This is a genomic window from Pseudorhodoferax sp. Leaf265, from assembly GCF_001422365.1.
Lineage (GTDB): Bacteria > Pseudomonadota > Gammaproteobacteria > Burkholderiales > Burkholderiaceae_C > Pseudorhodoferax.
Genome location: NZ_LMMT01000034.1, coordinates 232611 through 251828, shown reverse-complemented (window position 1 = coordinate 251828; position 19218 = coordinate 232611). Strand labels below are relative to the sequence as shown.

General features: G+C 66.2%; 13 protein-coding genes. All 13 read right to left on the bottom strand.

The annotated features are described in order from the left end of the window. Positions 1-12: 12 nt before the first annotated feature. On the bottom strand, positions 13-987 hold the full coding sequence (locus ASF45_RS22750) for a FecR domain-containing protein (protein ID WP_056668326.1): 975 nt from the start codon (positions 985-987) through the stop codon (positions 13-15). An 86-nt stretch (positions 988-1073) separates the two neighbouring features. Further along, on the bottom strand, positions 1074-1592 hold the full coding sequence (locus ASF45_RS22745) for an RNA polymerase sigma factor (RefSeq protein ID WP_056668323.1): 519 nt from the start codon (positions 1590-1592) through the stop codon (positions 1074-1076). A gap of 10 nt (positions 1593-1602) precedes the next feature. After that, complete coding sequence (locus tag ASF45_RS22740) at positions 1603-2217, bottom strand: STN domain-containing protein (RefSeq protein ID WP_056668321.1); 615 nt, start codon at positions 2215-2217, stop codon at positions 1603-1605. A gap of 680 nt (positions 2218-2897) precedes the next feature. Beyond that, a complete protein-coding gene (locus ASF45_RS22735) occupies positions 2898-4655 on the bottom strand; it encodes a DAHL domain-containing protein (RefSeq protein ID WP_235581007.1) in 1758 nt (585 codons plus the stop codon). 62 nt (positions 4656-4717) lie between these two features. Beyond that, positions 4718-5743, bottom strand: a complete 1026-nt coding sequence (locus ASF45_RS22730) for a cytochrome-c peroxidase (protein WP_235581006.1) — start codon at positions 5741-5743, stop codon at positions 4718-4720. 55 nt (positions 5744-5798) lie between these two features. Then, entirely contained in the window at positions 5799-7232 is a 1434-nt protein-coding gene (locus ASF45_RS22725; protein ID WP_056668315.1) for an ATP-binding protein, read from the bottom strand. A gap of 55 nt (positions 7233-7287) precedes the next feature. Further along, positions 7288-10317, bottom strand: a complete 3030-nt coding sequence (locus ASF45_RS22720; protein ID WP_056668312.1) for an EAL domain-containing protein — start codon at positions 10315-10317, stop codon at positions 7288-7290. A 298-nt stretch (positions 10318-10615) separates the two neighbouring features. After that, positions 10616-11968 (bottom strand): HD domain-containing phosphohydrolase, encoded by a 1353-nt coding sequence (locus ASF45_RS22715; protein WP_063887747.1) that lies wholly within the window; start codon positions 11966-11968, stop codon positions 10616-10618. Positions 11969-11971: 3 nt separating this feature from the next. Next, a complete protein-coding gene (locus tag ASF45_RS22710; RefSeq protein ID WP_235581005.1) occupies positions 11972-12931 on the bottom strand; it encodes an ATP-binding protein in 960 nt (319 codons plus the stop codon). 9 nt (positions 12932-12940) lie between these two features. Then, entirely contained in the window at positions 12941-13774 is an 834-nt protein-coding gene (locus ASF45_RS22705; RefSeq protein ID WP_235581004.1) for an HDOD domain-containing protein, read from the bottom strand. A gap of 5 nt (positions 13775-13779) precedes the next feature. Beyond that, positions 13780-14103: a hypothetical protein gene (locus ASF45_RS22700; RefSeq protein ID WP_056668300.1), complete on the bottom strand. Its 324-nt coding sequence runs from the start codon at positions 14101-14103 to the stop codon at positions 13780-13782. A 4-nt stretch (positions 14104-14107) separates the two neighbouring features. Next, positions 14108-17170, bottom strand: coding sequence for an EAL domain-containing protein (locus ASF45_RS22695; protein ID WP_162244047.1), 3063 nt, complete (start codon positions 17168-17170; stop codon positions 14108-14110). A gap of 673 nt (positions 17171-17843) precedes the next feature. Then, the gene (gene icd, locus ASF45_RS22690) at positions 17844-19097 is read right to left on the bottom strand and encodes an NADP-dependent isocitrate dehydrogenase (RefSeq protein ID WP_056668294.1); all 1254 of its coding nucleotides are present in this window, start codon (positions 19095-19097) and stop codon (positions 17844-17846) included. Positions 19098-19218: the final 121 nt, after the last annotated feature.

The following is a 19218-nucleotide window of genomic DNA, read 5'->3' as shown; positions in this document are numbered from 1 at the left end:
GGACAAGGCGACTCAACTGAGCAGCAGCACGCCGCCTGGCAGCGTGCGCGCCGTGAGCCCGAAGACATGCTGCAGTTGCGTGAGCGCCAGGTCGAGCGAGGCGATGGCGAAGTGGCCGGTGACGGCCTTGTCGCGCACGGAGTCGTTCATGAGCACGATGCGGCCGGGCCGGTAGCGGCCGATCTCGTCCAGCGCCTCGGCGAGCCGGGTCTGGCGGAACACCAGCTGGCCACTGCGCCAGGCCGAGACCACGGCCGGATCGATGGCGGCCACGCCGCTCACGGCCTGCGTGTCGTACACGGCCTGCTGGCGCGCCTGCAGCTGGCGCTGCGCGGACGGGTGCAGGATGCGCACCGTGCCTTCGATGCAGGTCACGCGGACCTTGTCGTCCATGCGGCGCACCTCGAAGCGGCCGGACTCGGCGGTGCTGATGCCGTTGCCGGCGGTGATGGAGAACGGCCGGCCGCTCTGCTGGAAGTCCACGGCGGCCTCGCCGGCCAGCAGATCCAGCCCCAGGGTCTCGCCGCCATCCGACTGCCGGCGTGCGCGCGTGCGGGTGTTGAGCGTGACCTGCACATGGCCGGCCTGCGCCAGCGCACGCTGCTCGCCGGCGGCGGTCCGGTCCTCGCTGCCCGCCATGGTGGCAGGCCAGGCGCCGAGCCATGGGACACCGACCGCGATGCCGGCCACGCCCGCTGCGACCGCCGCACCCAGCACGGCGCGGCGCGGCAGCCGGGCCGGTTGCTGCACGCGCCCGCGCGCCGCAGCCAGGGCCGGATCGGCGCGCAGCAGGCTGCCGGTGGCAGCGTGCATGGCGCCCCAGCGGCGCCTGGCCTCGTTGTAGGCGGCCTGGTGCGCCGGGCTGGTGCCCACCCAGCGCGCCAGGGCCCGCGCGTCCAGGTCGCTGGCCTGGCCCGACGCGAGCAGGCGCAGCCAGTCCCAAGCCTGCTGCTGGAGTTCGGGACGGGGCCCCTCTTGCTCGACCATGGCTGCTGCCTTCCTCAGAACGGGTTCGCCGCGGGCGCACGCGGGCGCCCGGAGCTACAACGAACCAGCCATGCAAAACCCGCCATCTAGGGTTTCCCGAGCGCCAGGAAATGCGCGTCCAGCGCATCGTGGGCACGTTTGAGCTCGTACTCGACGGTGCGCAGCGACACGCCCAGGCGCCTGGCCACTTCCTTCTGGGGCACGCCGTCCCAGTGCACCAGCACGAGAATGAGCCGGCGCCGTTCCGGCAGGGCTTCCATGGCTCGGGTCAGCTGCGCCAGCTCCGAGCGCGACTCGGCCAGCTGCGCCGGACCTGGCTCCGGATCGGCCAGCGCCTCCAGCAGTTCCTCGACCTCGTCGCCGTCGAGGATGCGGCGCTGTCGGCGCTGGATGTCGACCGCGATGTTGACCGCGACGCGCATGAGGTAGGCGCCCGGGCTGTCCATGACGCGCTGCTCGCCCTTGTCCTTGAGGCGCACCCAGGTGTCGTGCAAGGCATCGCTGGCGAGGTCCGCACAGCCCAGCACATGGGTGAGCCGCGACTTGAGGCTCGCATAGCACTGCGTGAGGTAGTCCAGCAGCGGGAGTTCCGCCTTGTGCGACACCGGCTGCTCCCTAACCGCACGGCGACGCGGCACCAGCCGGCGTCGGCGCGAGGGCCATGGTCAGAGGCTGGCCGACGAAGCCGGCCGGCGGCGCGACGTCCAGGCGCAGGCGCCGCAACGCGGCCAGCAGCACCGCATCGCGGCCGGCATCGCCGCTGGAGTCCAGCAGGCGGGCCGATTCGACCGCGCCGGAGGCGTCGAGCGCGAACTGGAACAGCACACGGAAGGTGCCCGGCTGGGTCCGCAGGTCGGCGCACAGGACCTGCATGGTGCGCGACTGCAGCAGCCCGGCGAAGCCGTCCAGTGCCAGGCGGGGCGCCGGCACGGCCGGCTCGGTTCCGGTCGCGGGCCGCAGCAGGAAGGTGGTGCCAGCCTGCGTCTCCACACGGTCGGAGCTCAAGCCCGTGCCTTCGAGCAGCAGGCGCAGGGCCTGCGATGCGGAATGGCGTCCGCGCACCGGAGACGACACCAGCCCGGCGACCATGTCACTGGAGAACAGCGCCGGCTGCCGCGTGGTCCGGCCGTAGCGCTGCAAGGCCTGCTCGAGCGGCAGCGCTGGAATGTCGAAGTCGATGGCCTGCGGTGCCGCGGCCTGCGCGTCCGGCTGCGCCGGAGATTGCGCCACGCCGGCGGCACATGCCAGCGCGGCAGCGACCGCAGCCGCGCCATGGGCACACCGACGAGAAAAGCGACCGACTTGGCAAGGTGCAGGCATCCTGGATGAGCCTGCGATGGTCACCGGCCGCCGTTACAACGGCGTTACACCGTCTCGCACGGTTCCATGGGGCGTCGCGGCGCGGATGGCGCCTCCGTGCCTACCAAGGCGAAGGCCGTCGACTTCCTCGGAAACCGACGGCCCCGCGACGGCACGGAGGAAGGCGGCGGCCCCACATCTGCTCGACCATCGGATAGAAGTCGAGCGCCACGCCGCACCGCCATTGAGTTTCATCCGATGGAGTAGCAAGACCCACTCCGTCTCATCCTCCATGGCATGGATTGCAGTGGGACGGCGGGCTCGCAGTCGCCTGCTTGGCTGGCAGCCTTCGGCAAACTGCGCACCCACTTCGGGCGTCGCATCGACATCCACGTCGCTTGGCTCTCGCTGGCCTGTTGCGTCAGCTGCCTGCGGTCGCTTCCCTCGTTGTGTCAGCCGCTCCAAGCGATGGCGCCAACAAGACGCACTAAAAACGTAACGGCCCACAACCGACTGGTCGGCGGCGGCGCACCGGTGGCGGCGTGCAACGAGCGCACGGTGCGGGGATCGCCGGCGTGTCGTCCGCCAGCAAGACGCGCCGGTTCCAGTCCTCATGTCGTCTCCTCATTCTTTGGTGCGGCTCCGGCCGGCAGCTCTAGGACGAAGACCGCACCGGTCCCCGGACCGTTGCTGTGGGCTGTGAGCGCCCCTCCCATCTCGCGCGCGGCGACCGCGGCGCTGTGCAGGCCGAAGCCGTGGCCGTCCTCCTTGGTCGTGAATCCGTGCGCGAACACCCGCACCAGGTTCTCCGGAGGGATCCCTACGCCGGTGTCCGCCACGGCGACGCGCAAGGTGTGTCCGCGCACCATGCCCACGCTCAGGGTCAGCCGGTGTGTCCGGTCGGTCGCGGCTTCCATCGCCTGCTTGGCATTGCCAATCAGGTTCACCAGGATCTGCAGGATCCGCCCCTTGTCCAGCGGCAGCACGGGAACCGGCGCAAACTCCTTTTCCACCGTGACCTGGTGCCGCGCCAGCGCCCCTGCGTTCATGCGCAGTGCATCCTCCACCAACTCCTCGATGCGCGCTGGCTCCATGAGGCTCGCGGTGCCCGCATAGGCCTGCTGTGTGGCGATGATCTCCTTGATGTGGTCCACGCTCTTGGTCATGGACGTGAGTTCGCCAAGGATGGACTGCTGCTCGGCCAACAGCACCTGCGACAGTTGCGTCAGGTAGACGGGCAGCATCTTGCCCTTGGCGTCCAGCGTCATGAAGCTGGCGAGATCGTCCGCATGCTCGTTGAGCATCTGCACAGCCCGCGTGAGCCCGAGGATCTTCGATGACCGCACGCTGGCGCCGACCAGCCCGGCCGACACGTTGACGCTGTTGAGCACATTGCCCACGTTGTGCAGCACGTTGGTGGCGATCTCCGCCATGCCCGCCTGGCGCGCGGTGGTCAGCAGATCGCTCTGGACCTGCCGCAGCTCCTGTGTGCGCTCCTCGACGCGCTGCTCCAGCGTCTCGTTGACGCTGTGCAGTTTCTTGTTCACCCGGTTGATCACGGCATGGCTGCGGATCAGGCGCGCGGCCGCATACAGGAACAGACCCAGCAACAAGGCCGAGAACACCAGCAGGTAGCCCAGGTACTGCCGGCTCAGGTCCGCCACGCGCTGCTGCTCCGCGCTCAGCACGTTCTGGATCTCTTCGACGCGCGCTGCGGTCGGCACGGCAGAAATGAGGCCGAGAAGTTCGTTGACGCCTCTTTGCTCGCGCAGCACGGTTCGCACGTGGGCGCCGAAGATGTCCAGCCTGTCGGTGGTCTCGGAGCGCAGCAGGAGCTTTTCAGCGTCGAGCCCGCGCAAGCCCGACTGGATGTCCGCGGCGTGTTCATCGGACGCGCTCTGGCTGTACAGCATGCTGGCCAGCAGCAGCTTGTTGACGTTCTCCGACATTCGTTCGGCTGCGGCCGACTCGTGCACCCCGAGGCGTCCAAGCGACTGTCGTACGTCCTGCTCTGCCGTCGGCAGGAACGCGAGCGAGTTGCGCAGCACGGCGTTGTTCGACTTGAAGCGCTCGACCAGCGCAGCCTTTTCATCGATCGCGCGGCGCAAGGCTGCAACGCCCTCCGCAACGCCGGCGACCTGCCCGTGCTGTTCGGCACCGAGGTCGCTCTCGATGCCATTCAGCAGCGCGATCATCTCCACCAACGAGCCGGCCAACGGGTCGTAGTGCGCGTTGAGGCCGATCTTGGACTTGAGGACGTCCAGTTCCCATTGCGCATCCAGCTGCTTCAGGTGCCGCAGCACGGCCACATGCTCGACGTAGTTCAACGCGTCATTGCGCTGCGTTCTGGCATAGAAGAACACCAGCATGGAGACCAGCACGGCGGCCGCGAGCGACATCGCAAGCCAGGCCGGCGGACGGCTCAGGAGCTTCATGGCTTGGCATCCAGCTCGCCGGTGAGCGTGTGGAGGAACCGCACGATGGCTTCCTTGTCCTCCTTCGATGCCACACGTCCCAGCTGGTAGCGGAACATCACATCGACCGCGTCTTCCAGCGTCTTGGCCGAGGCGTCGTGAAAGTAGGGCGCGGTCAGCGCCACGTTGCGCAGGCTGGGCACCTTGAAGACATGCCTGTCGGCCTCCACCCGGGTCACGAGGTAGCGGCCCAGATCGGCCTCGGTCGGGTTGCCGCGCTTCCCGAAATAGTCTCCCATGATGCCGAACTTCTGGAACATGTTGCCCCCGACATTCACACCCTGGTGGCAGGCGACGCAACCGTACTGCTTGAACTTCGCGTAGCCGGCCTTCTCGGCGGCGGAGATTGCGTTCACATCGCCACGCAGATACTTGTCGAAGCGCGCGTTGGGTGTGATCAGGGTGCGCTCGTAGGTCGCAAGCGCACTCTGGATGTTCACCTGGGTGACGCCGTCCTTGTAGGCAGCGGCGAACGCTGACTTGTACTTGGGGTCGCCGGCCACCCTTCGGATGATCTCGTCCCACTTCGACCCCATCTCGGTCGGGTTGCGCACCACGTGGTCCACCTGGTCCTCCAGCGAGGGCGAGCGGCCATTCCAGAACTGCCTGAAGTTGAAGGCCGAGTTCAATACAGTCGGCGTGTTGACGTCCGTCGGCCTGCCGTCCATGCCAAGCGAGTGATCGCGCCCATCGGCACCGCCCTTCTTCAGGTCGTGGCAGCTGGCGCAGGATACGCGGTTGTTGATGGACAACCGTGGATCGTGGAACAGTGATCGCCCGATCTCGGCACGTGCAGGATCCTGCTTCAGGCTCAGAGGGATGGGCTGGATCGGCTCGTCCAGCAGCGCCGAGAACGCCAGCGTTGGCGCCCACGCCGACATGGCGACCAGCAGCAGCCCGCATCGCAGCGACAACCGCGGCACTGCGGCCATCTCCCGGGCGCCCTTCCCCGCGCCTGTGCAGCGAGCCTTTTGCTGGTCCATGGCATATCCTCGGTTGTTCTGCGCAAGCGCGGAGCCGGTCAGGTGATCGCTGCCTTCAGGGTCCGGCCGACACCGCCTGCGTCTGCACCGATGACGGGCGCACCGGCAGCACCACGCGGAAGATGCTGCCCTGCCCCAGGGCACTCCGTACCTCGATGCGCCCCCTGTGCTTCTGCACGATGCCGTAGGACAGCGACAGCCCAAGGCCCGTGCCCTGCCCGATCGGCTTGGTGGTGAAGAACGGATCGAAGATCCTGTTCACGATGTCGGGGGCGATGCCGGTGCCCTCGTCTTCCACCTCGAACCAGACCCAACCGTCGGCGGCGCCGGTGCGGATGATGATCTTGCCGCACCTGGACTCCATCGCATGGAGTGCATTGGTCAACAGGTTCAGCACCACCTGGTTCAATTGCGCGGGCAGGCATTCGATCTCGGGCAGGCTCCCGTAGGCCTTGTCGATCTGCGCACGGCCCCGGATTTCGCTGGCGGCGACGTTCAACGTGGAATCGATGCCATGGTGCAGGTCGGCCCACACCCACTCCTGGGGCCAATCCACATGCGAGAAATCCTTGAGGTCCCGCACGATGCGGCAGACCCGGGCGATCCCCTCCTTCGACTCGCGCATCAGCACCGGCATGTCCTCCTTGAGGTACTGCAATTCCAGCCGATCGCGCAGGCCTTCGAGCGCAGCCGTCGCATCCGATGCACCCATGCCTTTTTCGGCCGCTTCATAGGCAGCCAGCATCTCGAACAGGCTGTTCACGTACCGTTCGAGCGCACCGAAATTCGAAAGAACGAATCCGATCGGGTTGTTGATCTCGTGCGCCACGCCTGCGGCCAGCTGTCCGATCGAGGCCAATTTTTCCGATTGCACCAGCTGGCTCTGCAGGTGCTTGCGCTCGGCCATCTCTTGTTGGAGCAAGCGGTTGGCTTCGATGATCTCGGCGGTGCGTTCGAGCACGGCCTCTTCAAGCCGGTGCAGCTGCGACACGGCCTGCCGCGTGGTGTCCCACTTGGCTGTCAGCGTGCTGGCCAACTGGCTGACCTCGATTGGATCGAAGGGCTTCTTCAGGACCAGCAGCCGGTCGCGCGCCGCCAGCCGCTGCAGGACCTCGGCCCAGGAGTGGTCCGCGTAGGCGGTGCAGATCACGACCTGCAACTCCGGGTCCTTCTGCCAGATCCGTTCGATCGTCTCCACGCCATCCCAGCCAGGCGGCATGCGCATGTCGACGAAGGCCATGGCGTAGGGAAGCTTGGCCTCCAGCGACGCGCAGACCATGGCGACTGCCTCTTGCCCTTGGTAGGCCGAGTCGAGCATGAATCCAGGCAGTGTGCTTGGAGCGGGCTGCTCCGCGGAAGAGCCGAAGAGAGCAGCCTCCATCTGGTCCAGGCCACATGCGGCAGGCATCAACAGGATCTTGCGAAAATCCTCGTGGATCGCCGGCATATCGTCGACCAGCAGGATCCGCCGGTTGTGCTCAACATTCATCGGCTTGCCTTCCGCTCACGCGGCACGAAGACCGCAGGTATTTCTCGCGCGAAGTTCAGTGCTGGCGCTTTGCCGCGTCGTGGTGCCGGAACGCTTCGCGGACGTTCTCGCGCAGCAGGTCGTCATCCCAGGGCTTGGTCAGGAACTTGTAGATCGCTCCCCGATTGATCGCCCCGGCAATCGACTCCAGATCGGTGTAGCCCGACAACACGATGCGGATCGTATCCGGGTAAAGGTCGCGCGCGCGCGACAGGAATTCTGTGCCGTTCATCTCCGGCATGCGCTGGTCGGACATGATCACCTGCACCTCATGCCGCGCCAGCACCTCGAAGCCTTCGCGCGCGCTGCCGACCGCGAAGATCTCGTACCCATCGCGGCGCAACAGGCGCCGCATGGCCGACAGGACGCTTGACTCGTCGTCGACGATCAACAAGGTCTTCTTCTCCGCATCTGCCGCTTCCGGAAGCGCCAGCGTCCTGCGATCGCGCAGCATGGTGGCGATCTCCGCGGCCGGCACCGGCCGGCTGAAGAAGAAGCCCTGCATCTCGTCGCAGTGCCGCCGGCGCAGGTAGTTCATCTGGCCTTCGGTTTCCACGCCCTCCGCAATCACCTTGAGCTTCAGGTTGTGGGCAAGATCGATGACGGCGACGCAGATCGCCGCCGCATCCGGATCGGTCGCAATGTCGCGCACGAAACTCTGGTCGATCTTCAGATAGTCGATGGGAAAGCGCTTCAAATAGCTGAGCGACGAATAGCCTGTCCCGAAGTCGTCGATGGAGATCCGCACCCCGAGTTCGCGGATCGCCCTGAAGAGCGCCACATTGGCGTCGATGTCTTCCATCAGAACGCTCTCCGTCAACTCCAGATCGAGCAGGGGCTTGCCGCCACCGCCAACTGCCAGGGCCTTCTCCAGCACCGAGAAGAAGTCCTTTCGGCGCAACTGGACCGTCGACACATTGACCGCAACGCGCGGAGCGTCCAGCCCGGCGCCTTGCCATGCCTGCAGGTCCGCGATCGCCTGCTGGAGGACCCATCGCCCCACGTCCACGATCATGCCTGTTTCTTCAAGAATGGGAACGAAGACGCTGGGCGAAACCGGTCCGGCTTCGGGATCGTTCCACCGGATGAGGGCTTCCACGCCCACCACGGTTCCTTCCTGCAGGTTGACCTTGGGCTGGTAATGCAGGACGAACTCCCCCCTCCCCAACGCCTGGTACAACTTGTTCTCGATGTTGAGCTTGCCCGTCACCTTGGCGTTCATCAGAGGCGCGTAGAACTGGTAGCGGCCTTCCGCCGAACCGGCGGTACGGGCGGCCATCTCCGCATTGGCGAGCAATGTCTCGGCGTCATCGCCGTCGCTGGGAAACAGGGCAATCCCGATCCGGCAGGTGAGACGCAGCTCCCGACCGTCTACCTCGAACGGCCTGCTCAGAACCGGCAGTATCTGGCCATCGCAGAAATGGGCCACCTCGGCCGGCTCACTGCGGTAGTTCAGGATGACGGCGAAGTGATCGCCGCCCACCCGCGCCAGGCGATCGGTCGAGCCCAGCATCACCGCGAGCCGCTCCGCCGTCTGCTTGAGCAGCGCGTCACCGACGTGGCGTCCGAGCGTGTGGTTGATCAGCTTGAAGCGGTCGATGTTGATCAGCGCCAACGCGACCTGGCCTCGTTCGCCGCCTTCATGGCGCTGGGCCTGCAGAATCTGGCTGAGACGGTCATGCGACAGGCTCCGGTTGGGAAGACCCGTCAGCGCATCGTAGTAGGCAAGGTGGTTCAGCTGCTCGGACTTGCCGAGATGGTCGATGGCGAACGCGATGTCGCTGGCAAGCTCGCGCAGCAAGGTCATCTCCTCGTCGTCGAAGAAGCCGGTCTCGCCCGTGTACAAGGCCATGGCACCGACGACCTCGCTGGCGACCTCCAGCGGCAGGATGACGAAACTGTGCAGCCCGCGCGCCAACGCCTCCTGCTTCAGCACGATGCGGGGGTCGGCCCCGATGTCCTGCACCAGCATGGGCTGGCGCGCGGCGATAGCCTGCCCGACCAGGCCGTAGTGCCCTTTGTCGGCCTCGTCCAGGCTGAGCGGCATGTGCCCTATGTAGTCGTCGCCGACGCCGCTCCAGGCGGCCGGCACGACCTGGCGCTTCCCCGGCCCGATGGTGCCCAGCCAGGCCAGGCGGAACTGCCCCGCGCCGACCGCGATCTGGCAAGCCCCGGCAAACAGTTCCTGGCGGCTCTGCACGCGCACGATCAGCCCGTTGATGCCGCTCAGCACGGCGTACACGCGGTTCAGCCGCGTGACCTTCTGTTCCGCCAGTTTGCGCTCCGTGATGTCGCTGACGGTACCTGCCATGTAGATGGCACGTCCACGCTCGTCCCACAGGGCCTGGCCCTTGGCATGTGACCAGCGGTAGCTTCCGTCCCGGGCACGCGCCCGGTACTCCACGTCGTAGGGCACCTGCGACTTGATGTGCGCGCTGAAGGCCCGCAGCACCATCTGCCGGTCATCGGGCTCCAGCAGCGCAAGCCATGCCTGTGCCGTGTTCTCGATCTCGTGGTCTGCATAGCCCAGGCGCTGCTTCCACTGGGATGAGATGACCGCCGCTCCGGTCGCCACGGTCCAATCCCACACATCGCCGGCGGAGGCAGCGAGCCGGAAGCGGACTTCGCTGTGCAGCACGGCGGCCTGCATGCGCCGCTGCTCGTCGAGCGCCAGGGCATCGTTGAGCGCGCGTTCCACCGCGGGCGCCAGCCGGCCCAGGTCATGCTTGAGGATGTAGTCGGCCGCGCCGCCCTTCAGCGCCTTGATGGCGTTCTCCTCGCCGACCGCCCCTGACACGAAGACAAAGGGAACGTCGGGGCAGATATCGCGTGCGACCGCCAGCGCCCGCATGCCGCCGAACAGGGGCGCGCTGAAGTCCGACAGGATCACCTGCGGCAGGCGGTGCGCGATCTGCCGGCGAAAATCGGCTTCGGTCGCGACCCGGCGATGCGCGCAGTCGAAAGCCCCGCACCGGAGCGCGCGCACGACCAGTTCGGCGTCGTTCGCCTGGTCTTCGATCAGCAGGACGTCCAGCGTTTGTGTCACCCAAGGCCTCTCTGGCCGTGGGCGGCCGCTTCGGGCCCGCGCTGTCGTGCATGGCAATCGCTGATCACGTGCGCCCCGATGCACCGCCGGTCGGATCGTCGGCCGGCGCTACTCATGCCTACCCTGCAGCGGGACCAGCACCCCGCCGCTCGGGCCCATTGCACAAGCATGCCCCCTGCGAGCGCACCGGGTCGGCGGCACCCGGCCTCCTCGGCTGTCAGTTCGCCGCACCAATGTTGCCCCGCAGCCGCCAGCCGGCCTCCTTGGTGTGTGTGCCCGGCGCCGCCCAGTGCCTGGATCATGGCTTCTTTCGCTTTCGGATCGCCAGCAGCATGGTCGCGCCATCACGGTTCTGGCGAATGTGCAGCCGCCGGATCAACTCCGGCGTGAGCACGTGGCCAGCCGCGAGCAACACCACGCCATCGCTGGAGACCAGGTCGCGCGCCAATACCATCTCCGCCCGCAGATCGATCGCCGCCACCATGACGGGAGGCTCCTCGGCGGCGGGCGCCGCTTCCAGCAGGACCTGCAGGAACACGTCGACCACTTCGGGATGGAACTGGGTTCCCCGGCCGCGCGCAATCATCGCCCGTGCATCCGCCGCATTCAGCGGCGTCGTGCTGAGGTGGCCAATCTGCAGGTCGTCGAAGGTGTCCGCGACGGCAAGGATGGCCGCACCCAACGGAATTTTGTCGCCGGCAAGCCCTTCCGGATAGCCGAGGCCATCGTGGCGCTCGTGGTGCGTGCGAATCAGCCCTGCCACCGTCTGCATGTCGTCCATCGCCATCAAGGCCTGCTCGCCCAGCGCGGCATGCTTGCGGTAGGTCGTGACTTCGTCTTCGGTCAGCCTGGGCACCGGGCGCGCCAGCACGCCGTCGGACAAGCCGATCTGCCCGATGTCATGCAGCAGGCCGGCAATGAACAGGTCCTGCCGGTCGGCATTGCTCATGTCCATCGCACGCGCAGTGCGGCGTGCCAGGTCGGCCACCCGCCGAGAGTGCCCCGACAGCTGCCCGCCGCGCCACTCCAGCAGATTGGAGAACACCTTGATCGATGTCAGGTAGTTCTTCTTCAGCTTCTGGCTCAGTTCGGACAGCTCCGCCGTGCGTGCCACGACCTTCTGCTCCAGCGTGGCATTGAGTTCGGCCAGCTCCGCATTCTTCGCGTGCACCTGGGCCTGGAGCCGCTCCTTCTCGCGCCGCAGCGCCTGCTGCTCGAAGACCTGCCTCGCGGTGGCAAGGAGCTCGGCATCATCCCAAGGCTTGGTCACGTAGCGGTAGACCTCCCCGCTGTTGATGGCTGCCACGGTCGACTTCATGTCCGCATAGCCGGTCAGCAGCACGCGGGTCGTCTGAGGCCACCCGTTGCGCACCTTTTCCAGCAGCTGCGCGCCATCCATGCCCGGCATGCGCATATCGGAGATGATCAGGTTCACCGGCTCCTGCGCCAGCAGTGCCAGCGCCTCGGCGCCGCTCGTGGCTGTCAGCACCTGGTAACCGCTGCTGCGAAACAGCCGTCTCAACGCCGCGACGATGTTCGGCTCGTCGTCCACGCACAGGATCTTCCAGGGCGCCGCCGTGGCCTCGTCGGTCCCCGGCTGCGCGGCATTGGCGGCGCCGGATGTCGGTTCCGGTCCGGGCTGTGCATCCACGCCTCAGGCCTCCTTGTCCGGATGGTGCACCGGAAGTGTCACGCGAAAACGGGTGCCCGTGCCGACTTCGCTGAACACATCGATCTGGCCGAAATGCTTCTTGACGATGCCATACGACAGGGACAAACCCAGCCCCGTGCCCTTGCCCACGGGCTTGGTGGTGAAGAACGGGTCGAAGATGCGGCCCAGGTTCTCCTTGGCGATGCCTGCGCCGTTGTCTTCGATCTCGACCCAGACCCGGTCTCCCTCGGTGCCGGTGCGGATCGTGATGGTCCCGCGCTCGGACTGGATCGCGTGGGCCGCGTTGACCAGCAGGTTCATGAAGACCTGGTTGAGTTCGGAGGGCAGGCATTTGATGTCGGGCAGCTCGCCATACGCCTTCACGACCTCGGCCTTGTACTTGATCTCGTTGTTGACGATGTTGAGCGTCGAGTCGAGGCCGTGGTGCAGATCCGCGACGACCCATTCCTGGGAGGTGTCGACGCGGGAGAAGTCCTTCAGGTTCTGCACAATGTTGCGTACGCGCGTGATGCCGTCCTTGGATTCGCTCATCAAGGTGGGGATGTCTTCTTTCAGGAAGTCCAGTTCGACTTTGTCGCGCAGGGCCTTCAGCCGCTCGCCCGTCGGCGTGCCTGCCAGCGCAGCTTCTGCTTCCTCGTAGGCGCCGAGCATCTCAAACAAGTCGGCCAGGTAGCGCTCGAGCGTGCCGAAGTTCGAGAAGATGAAGCCGATGGGGTTGTTGATCTCGTGCGCCACCCCCGCGGCGAGCTGGCCGATGGAGGCCAGCTTCTCCGATTGCATCAGCTTGTCCTGTGCGTCCGAAAGCCGGGAATTGAGTTGCTTCAACTCATCATTGGCCCGCAGCAGCTCCTTCACCTGGTCACCGGTGATGCCCTGCGGATCCAGGGACAGGGGCGCGGCGGCTGGCGATGGCGGCTCTCCCCGATTCATGTGAATGCTCACAACCTGCTCCTACGTCAACAGGGCCTGGCACACGGCGTCGTGCTGACTCTCCGTGGCGCGAAATACCTGCACGCAGACACTCTCGGTCAGCGCGAGCCGTGACCAGGCCGCCATCGACAACGGCGGGACCATGTCGTCTGCGAGGTGCGACAGATCCAGGGCGTGCGCCATGTTGTCGGCGACGTGCAGCAAGTCCACGAGACGTTCTTCCGCGCCGGCCTGCGGGGCGTGGTGCCTGGCGATCGCCGCCACGACCGAGGGCGCAAAGTGCCAGCGCTCCACCACCATGGCACCCACCGACGCGTGGTCCGTGTCGAACGCAAACCGCTCTGCATCGCTGACCACGCAGTCGACTTCGCCTCGGTACGCGAGCGCCGCCGCGTAGCGCTGGGGGTAGCAGCTGACCAATACCAGGCGGCCGATGTCGTGCATCAGGCCCAGGGTGAAGGCCGCATCTTCGTCCAGCCGGAGCGCCTGGGCCAGCGACCTGGCGCACAGGGCCGTGCCGATCGCATGGCGCCAGAACGCATCGAAATGGAAGCCCTTGCAGGCCGCATCCGAAAACCCGCTCACCAGACCCGCCGCAGTCGCAATGCTGCGCAGCGTCCGCAAGCCCAAGATGGTGGTGGCCTCTGAGATCGACGTGACCCGGCGCGACAAGCCGTAGAAGGAGGAATTCGCCAGCCGCAGAGTCTTCGCGGCCAGTGCCTGGTCATGCGAGATCTTGGTCGCCAGCAACTCGGCATTGGCGTTGGCGTCTCCGATGGACTGGATCAGCTCCATCACCACCGCCGGCAGTGCAGGCAGGTCGCGCACACTGGCTGCGATTTCGTCGGTGGACAACGGAGTCACTGTGGATCCTCCAACCGATAGCGCGACACCATGTGCAGCAAGGGGTTGACATGACCGGTGCTCAGCGCATGCCGGAACAGGTGCTTCATGCGCCCATCGACCCGCGCCTGCCGCGCCACCGGATCCATCGCGGGCTCAGGCGACGCTGGCGCAGCGGAGACGACCACCGTCAGCACGCCGCGCTTGCGCAAGCTGGCCACCAGGCTTTCGGTGAGCTGAGTGCCCCCCGGCAGCAGCAGTTGGCCGCGGTCGTCGCACACCGGCTCCGCAAGTACCGCGCCGTCCTCGACGGCATCCAGGGACGTGGTCGTGGTCTGCATGGCGCTATCCGGCTTCGTCCGTGCGGTCCACCGGCGTCAAGACCAGGAGGGCGCCGCGCGCATGGTTGCCGCTGATGGCGCGGCACACCACGCTGTACCGCCGGTTCAGCACCGACACGCTGTGCCGCGCCCCGTCGGCGGCGCGCCAGATGTGCCGCAGCTCAGCGGGCAGGGTGTCGTCGGCGTCCCGCCCCAGCACCGGTGCCGCGTGGTTGAACAGTTGCTCAGCGTCGGCGTTGACGAAGGCGATCATGCCGTCGATGTCGATGCCCATCACGGCCGCCGGAATGTTGTCCAGCACCTCACGTGCCACCGTCAGGCTGCTCTCCTCCCGGTTGATTTGCTCCCGCTGGGTGGACAGCAGCTTCTGCAGGCGTTCGTTCACCTCGCTCAGCTCGTGGTTCGCCACGATCACGGCGCTGCCCAAGCGCCGGTTCTCGTCCGCCATTTCCTTGTGGTTGAACGCCTCGGCGATGTGGCCCGCCAGGCGCGCGTCGTCCCACGGCTTGGTCAGGAACTTGTAGATCGCGCCTTCGTTGATGGCGTCGGTGATCGATTGCAGTTCGGTGTAGCCCGACAGCACGATGCGCACCGTGTCGGGATACAGCTCCTTGGCCCGGCGCAGGAACTCCACGCCCGTCATGCCTGGCATGCGCTGGTCCGAGACGATCACGTCCACCGAGTGTTCGGCCAGCCGCTGCAGGCCCTGCGCGCCGCTGTTGGCAGTGACCACGTGGTAGCCATCGCGGCGCAGCAGCCGCTTGAGCGATGCGACGATGTTGTCTTCATCGTCGACCAGCAGCAAGGTGCGCTGGTGGGCGCGCCGAAGCAGCAGGTGGCTCGGCAGCTTCCTGCCCTCGCGCAGGATCGTGGCCATGCCATCGGCTCGAACGGGCGCGCTGAAATACCTGCCTTGCATCTGGTCGCAGTGGTTGGCGATCAGCAACGCCAGTTGCCCCTCGGTCTCGACCCCTTCGGCCAGCACCTTCATCTGCAGGCTGTGTGCCATCGTGATGATGGCGCGCGTGATAGACACGTCCTGCGGCGCCGCCGTGACGTCGTGCACGAAGGAGCGGTCGACCTTGACCACGTCGATCGGCAGCGTGCGCAGGTAGCTCAGGTTCGAGTGGCCGGTGCCGAAGTCCTCCAGCGAGATCTCGACGCCGAGCGCTTTGAGCTCGCCCAGGACCCGCGCCACATGCGCGCTCTCGTCGGTCAGCACGCCTTCGGAAATCTCCAGGCCCAGACCGCGCGGGTCCAGGCCGGTCTCCACCAGAATGGAATGGACACGCCGCACGATGTCCGGCTGGCGCAGCTCGCGGGCCGACAGATTCACCGCCACCCGCAGCGGCGCTACGCCAGAACGCTGCCATGCAAGCGCCTGCCTGCATGCCGTGCGCAAAGCCCACTCGCCGATCGGCACGATCAGGCCGGTCTCCTCCGCCACGCCGACAAACGCCGAACCGGAGAGCGGGGCCTGCCCCGGAATGTTCCAGTGCAGCAGAGCCTCCATGCCGGTGACGCTGCCCTTCTCGAGATCGAGCTTGGGCTGGTAGTACAGCTCGAACTCTTCGCGCTCCAGCGCCCTGCGCAAACCCGATTCCATGGCCAGGCGGGCGACAGCCTTCGAATGCATGTCCTCACTGAAGATGCAGATCTGGTTCTTGCCCGTCTCGTGCGCGCGGTACATCGCGGCCTGCGCCTGGTGGAGCAGCTTGTCGGGGTCGTCGCCATGCATGGGGAACAAGGCAATACCGACACCGCAAGTGACCTTGACTTCGCTGTCGCCCACCATGAACGGCGGCACCAATGCTTCGATCAGCAGGGCGGCGGTGGCCTGGGCGGCGCGTTCATCCAAGCCCGCAGCGGGTGCCAGCAAGACGGCGAACTCTCCGCCCCCGAAGTGAGCCAGCAGATCGTCTGGCCCCAAGCGGCTGCGCATGCGCAGCCCCACATCCAGCAGCAACTGGTCGCCGCCCGCAAAGCCGAGCGACTCGCTGACCAGCTTCAACTGGTCGATCTCGATGCCCAGCACGGCCAGCCGGCAGTCCTCACGCTGCGCCCGCCGCAGCGCTGTGTCGAGCCGGTCGGTCAGGGCGCTCCTGTTGGGCAAGCCCGTGATGTCGTCGGAATTGGCGAGGACGTCCAGCCTCTGCTCCGCGGCGCGCTGCACCGTGATGTCCTGCAAGATGGTCACCGTGCGCACCATGCTGCCCTGGTCGTCGGCCTCCGCCAGCGCCCGGTGCACCACGGTCCGCAGGCTGCCATCGGCGTGCACGATCCGATGCTGGAATTCGCAGGTTTCTCCAGGTGAGACGCCCTCGCTGATGGCCTCCACGTAAGGCCGGTCTTCCGCCGGAACACGCGACAGCAGCCAGGCCTTCGTCACAGGTTCGTCGCTCGCTCTCTCGCCGAAGATGTTGAACATGCCCGCGGACAAGGTCATCGCGCCGGTCGCGAGATCGACCTCGGCTGAGCCTATGCGGGCGAGTTCTTCGGCATTGCTCAGCAACGCTGCCCTTTGCTGGGCAACACGCGCAGCCCGCTTGATTTCGCTGACATCGTGCATGGTGACCAGATCGGCCGGCTTGCCGGCAATCCCGATCCGGATCCCCCAGACTTGGGCGCAAAAGCGGGATCCGTCCTTGCGCACGCAGTCGATCTCATAGGCCACGCCGGGAACACCCGTGATGCGCCGCTCCACTTGGCGCCTGACGTGGTCACGGTCTTCAGGGGCGCTCAACAGGACCGGGTCCATGGCGCCCAGCATTTCCTGGCGGGTGTAGCCGAACAACTGCGCCAGTTTCGGATTCACAAAAAGAAACCGATTGTCCTGAATCACGAATATCGCCGCCTGGATCTTCTCGACAAGCAGGCGGAAGTCGGCGTGGGACAAGTTGTAACCTTTTGCCGGGGAGTCCAGCAGCGGCGCAGTCTGGTCGGCCGCCTGGTTCACCGTGAGTTCGGCGTCCTGCTCTTGCCCGATCGATGGCGCTTCCACGTGCGTTGCGAGCACCGGGCGTTTCGGTCCCAAGGAAGGCCCGCCATGGCTGGAAAGGTCCAGCACTGGTCTCTTGGTTGTCCCCGCTCCCATCCAGTTTGGCTCCTTTGGTTGACCCAGGACCAGCCCCGACACAGACGGATTCAGATTGCCACTGTACTACTGCGATTCGAGGTTGTCGCGTCCCGAACCACCGGAGCTCTTCATCTGCGTGGACATTGATGCGTCGCCATCTGCTCCGCCGGACTCGGTCGTGTCGGTCACCATATCGGTGGACCGTCGAACGTGTGCGACCTGAGAGCGGGAGCCATGGGCCAGCACTGTGACCGTGTCCACCAGGTCCTGGAAACTGGGGCGAGACTTCAAATCTGAAACAAAATGCGTCGTCTGCCGAGTGGGTGTGTCGTGTCGCATCCCTTCCCAACTTTTGACGCCTGTCGAGACCCAACGGTGGGGACGTTCATTCGGGCCTACGGCCTGGCTCTGAGCCACAACGACTCCACATAGCGACAACCCGTGGGGTAGATCCGGCAATGTGCGACGGGCGGGCTCCAGAACGGAACGCGCACGAACCGCGCTCGACCCATCTGCTCCGACCGCCGGCCTTAATTCACGCCAATTTCGACCCCCAAACGGCGGGATTTCGCGAAAAACCGTGAGACGCCTTGAAACACAAAGGCCGCGGATCTTCTAAAAATCCAACAACCGATGAGACGCAATCGGATGAGGTGACGCTGCGCTACATCTGATCGACCATCACCTGCCCGAAGCCCGAGCACGAGACCTGCGTGGCCCCATCCATGAGCCGCGCGAAGTCGTAGGTGACTTTCTTGGACAACACGGCCTGCTCCATCGCGTGGATGACGAGGTCGGCGGCTTCCTTCCAGCCCATGTGGCGCAACATCATCTCGGCCGACAGGATCAGCGAGCCGGGGTTCACGTAGTCCTTGTCGGCGTACTTGGGCGCCGTGCCGTGCGTGGCCTCGAACAGAGCCACGGTGTCGGACATGTTGGCGCCTGGCGCGATGCCCATGCCGCCAACCTGCGCGGCCAGCGCGTCGGAGATGTAGTCGCCGTTGAGGTTCAGCGTGGCGATGACGTCGTACTCGGCCGGGCGCATCAGGATCTGCTGCAGGAAGGCGTCGGCGATCACGTCCTTGACCATGATCCACTTGCCCGTGTCGGGGTTCTTGAAGCGGCACCACAGGCCGTCGTCGATGCGTTCGGCACCGAATTCCTTCTGCGCCAGCGCATAGCCCCAGTCACGGAAGGCACCTTCCGTGAACTTCATGATGTTGCCCTTGTGCACCAGCGTGACGCTGTCGCGCTGGTGGTCGATGGCGTACTGCAGGGCCCTGCGCACCAGGCGCTCCGTGCCTTCGCGCGAGACCGGCTTGACGCCGATGCCCGATGTCTCGGGGAAGCGGATGGTGGTGACGCCCATGTCCTTCACCAGGAAGTCGATGAGCTTCTTTGCCTCGGGCGTCTGGGCCGCGAACTCGATGCTGGCGTAGATGTCCTCCGAGTTCTCGCGGAAGGTCACCATGTCGGTCTTCTCGGGCTCCTTGAGCGGCGAAGGAACGCCCTTGAAGTAGCGCACCGGGCGCAGGCAGACGTACAGGTCGAGCAACTGGCGCAGCTTGACGTTGAGCGAGCGGATGCCGCCGCCCACGGGCGTGGTCAGCGGGCCCTTGATGGCCACCACATGCTCGCGCACGGCGGCCACGGTCTCCTCGGGCAGCCAGGTGTCGGCGCCGTACAGGCGCGTGGCCTTCTCGCCGGCGTAGACCTCCATCCACTGGATCTGGCGCTGGCCGCCGTAGGCCTTGGCCACGGCCGCATCGACCACCTTGCGCATGACCGGCGTGATGTCGCGGCCCACGCCATCGCCTTCGATGAACGGGATGATGGGCTCGTCGGGCACGTTCAGCGAATGGTCGGCATTGACCGTGATCTTCTGGCCGCGGGCGGGCAGCGCGATGTGCTGGGACATGGTGGGGGAAAACTCCGGCGCAGGCTTGGGTAATCTGGGACGCGGTGCGCGGCACGGCTTCGCACCGGACGAACAGCGCGCGGATTCTAGCCTTCGCCCCTCGGCAAGCCCTGCCGCGCAA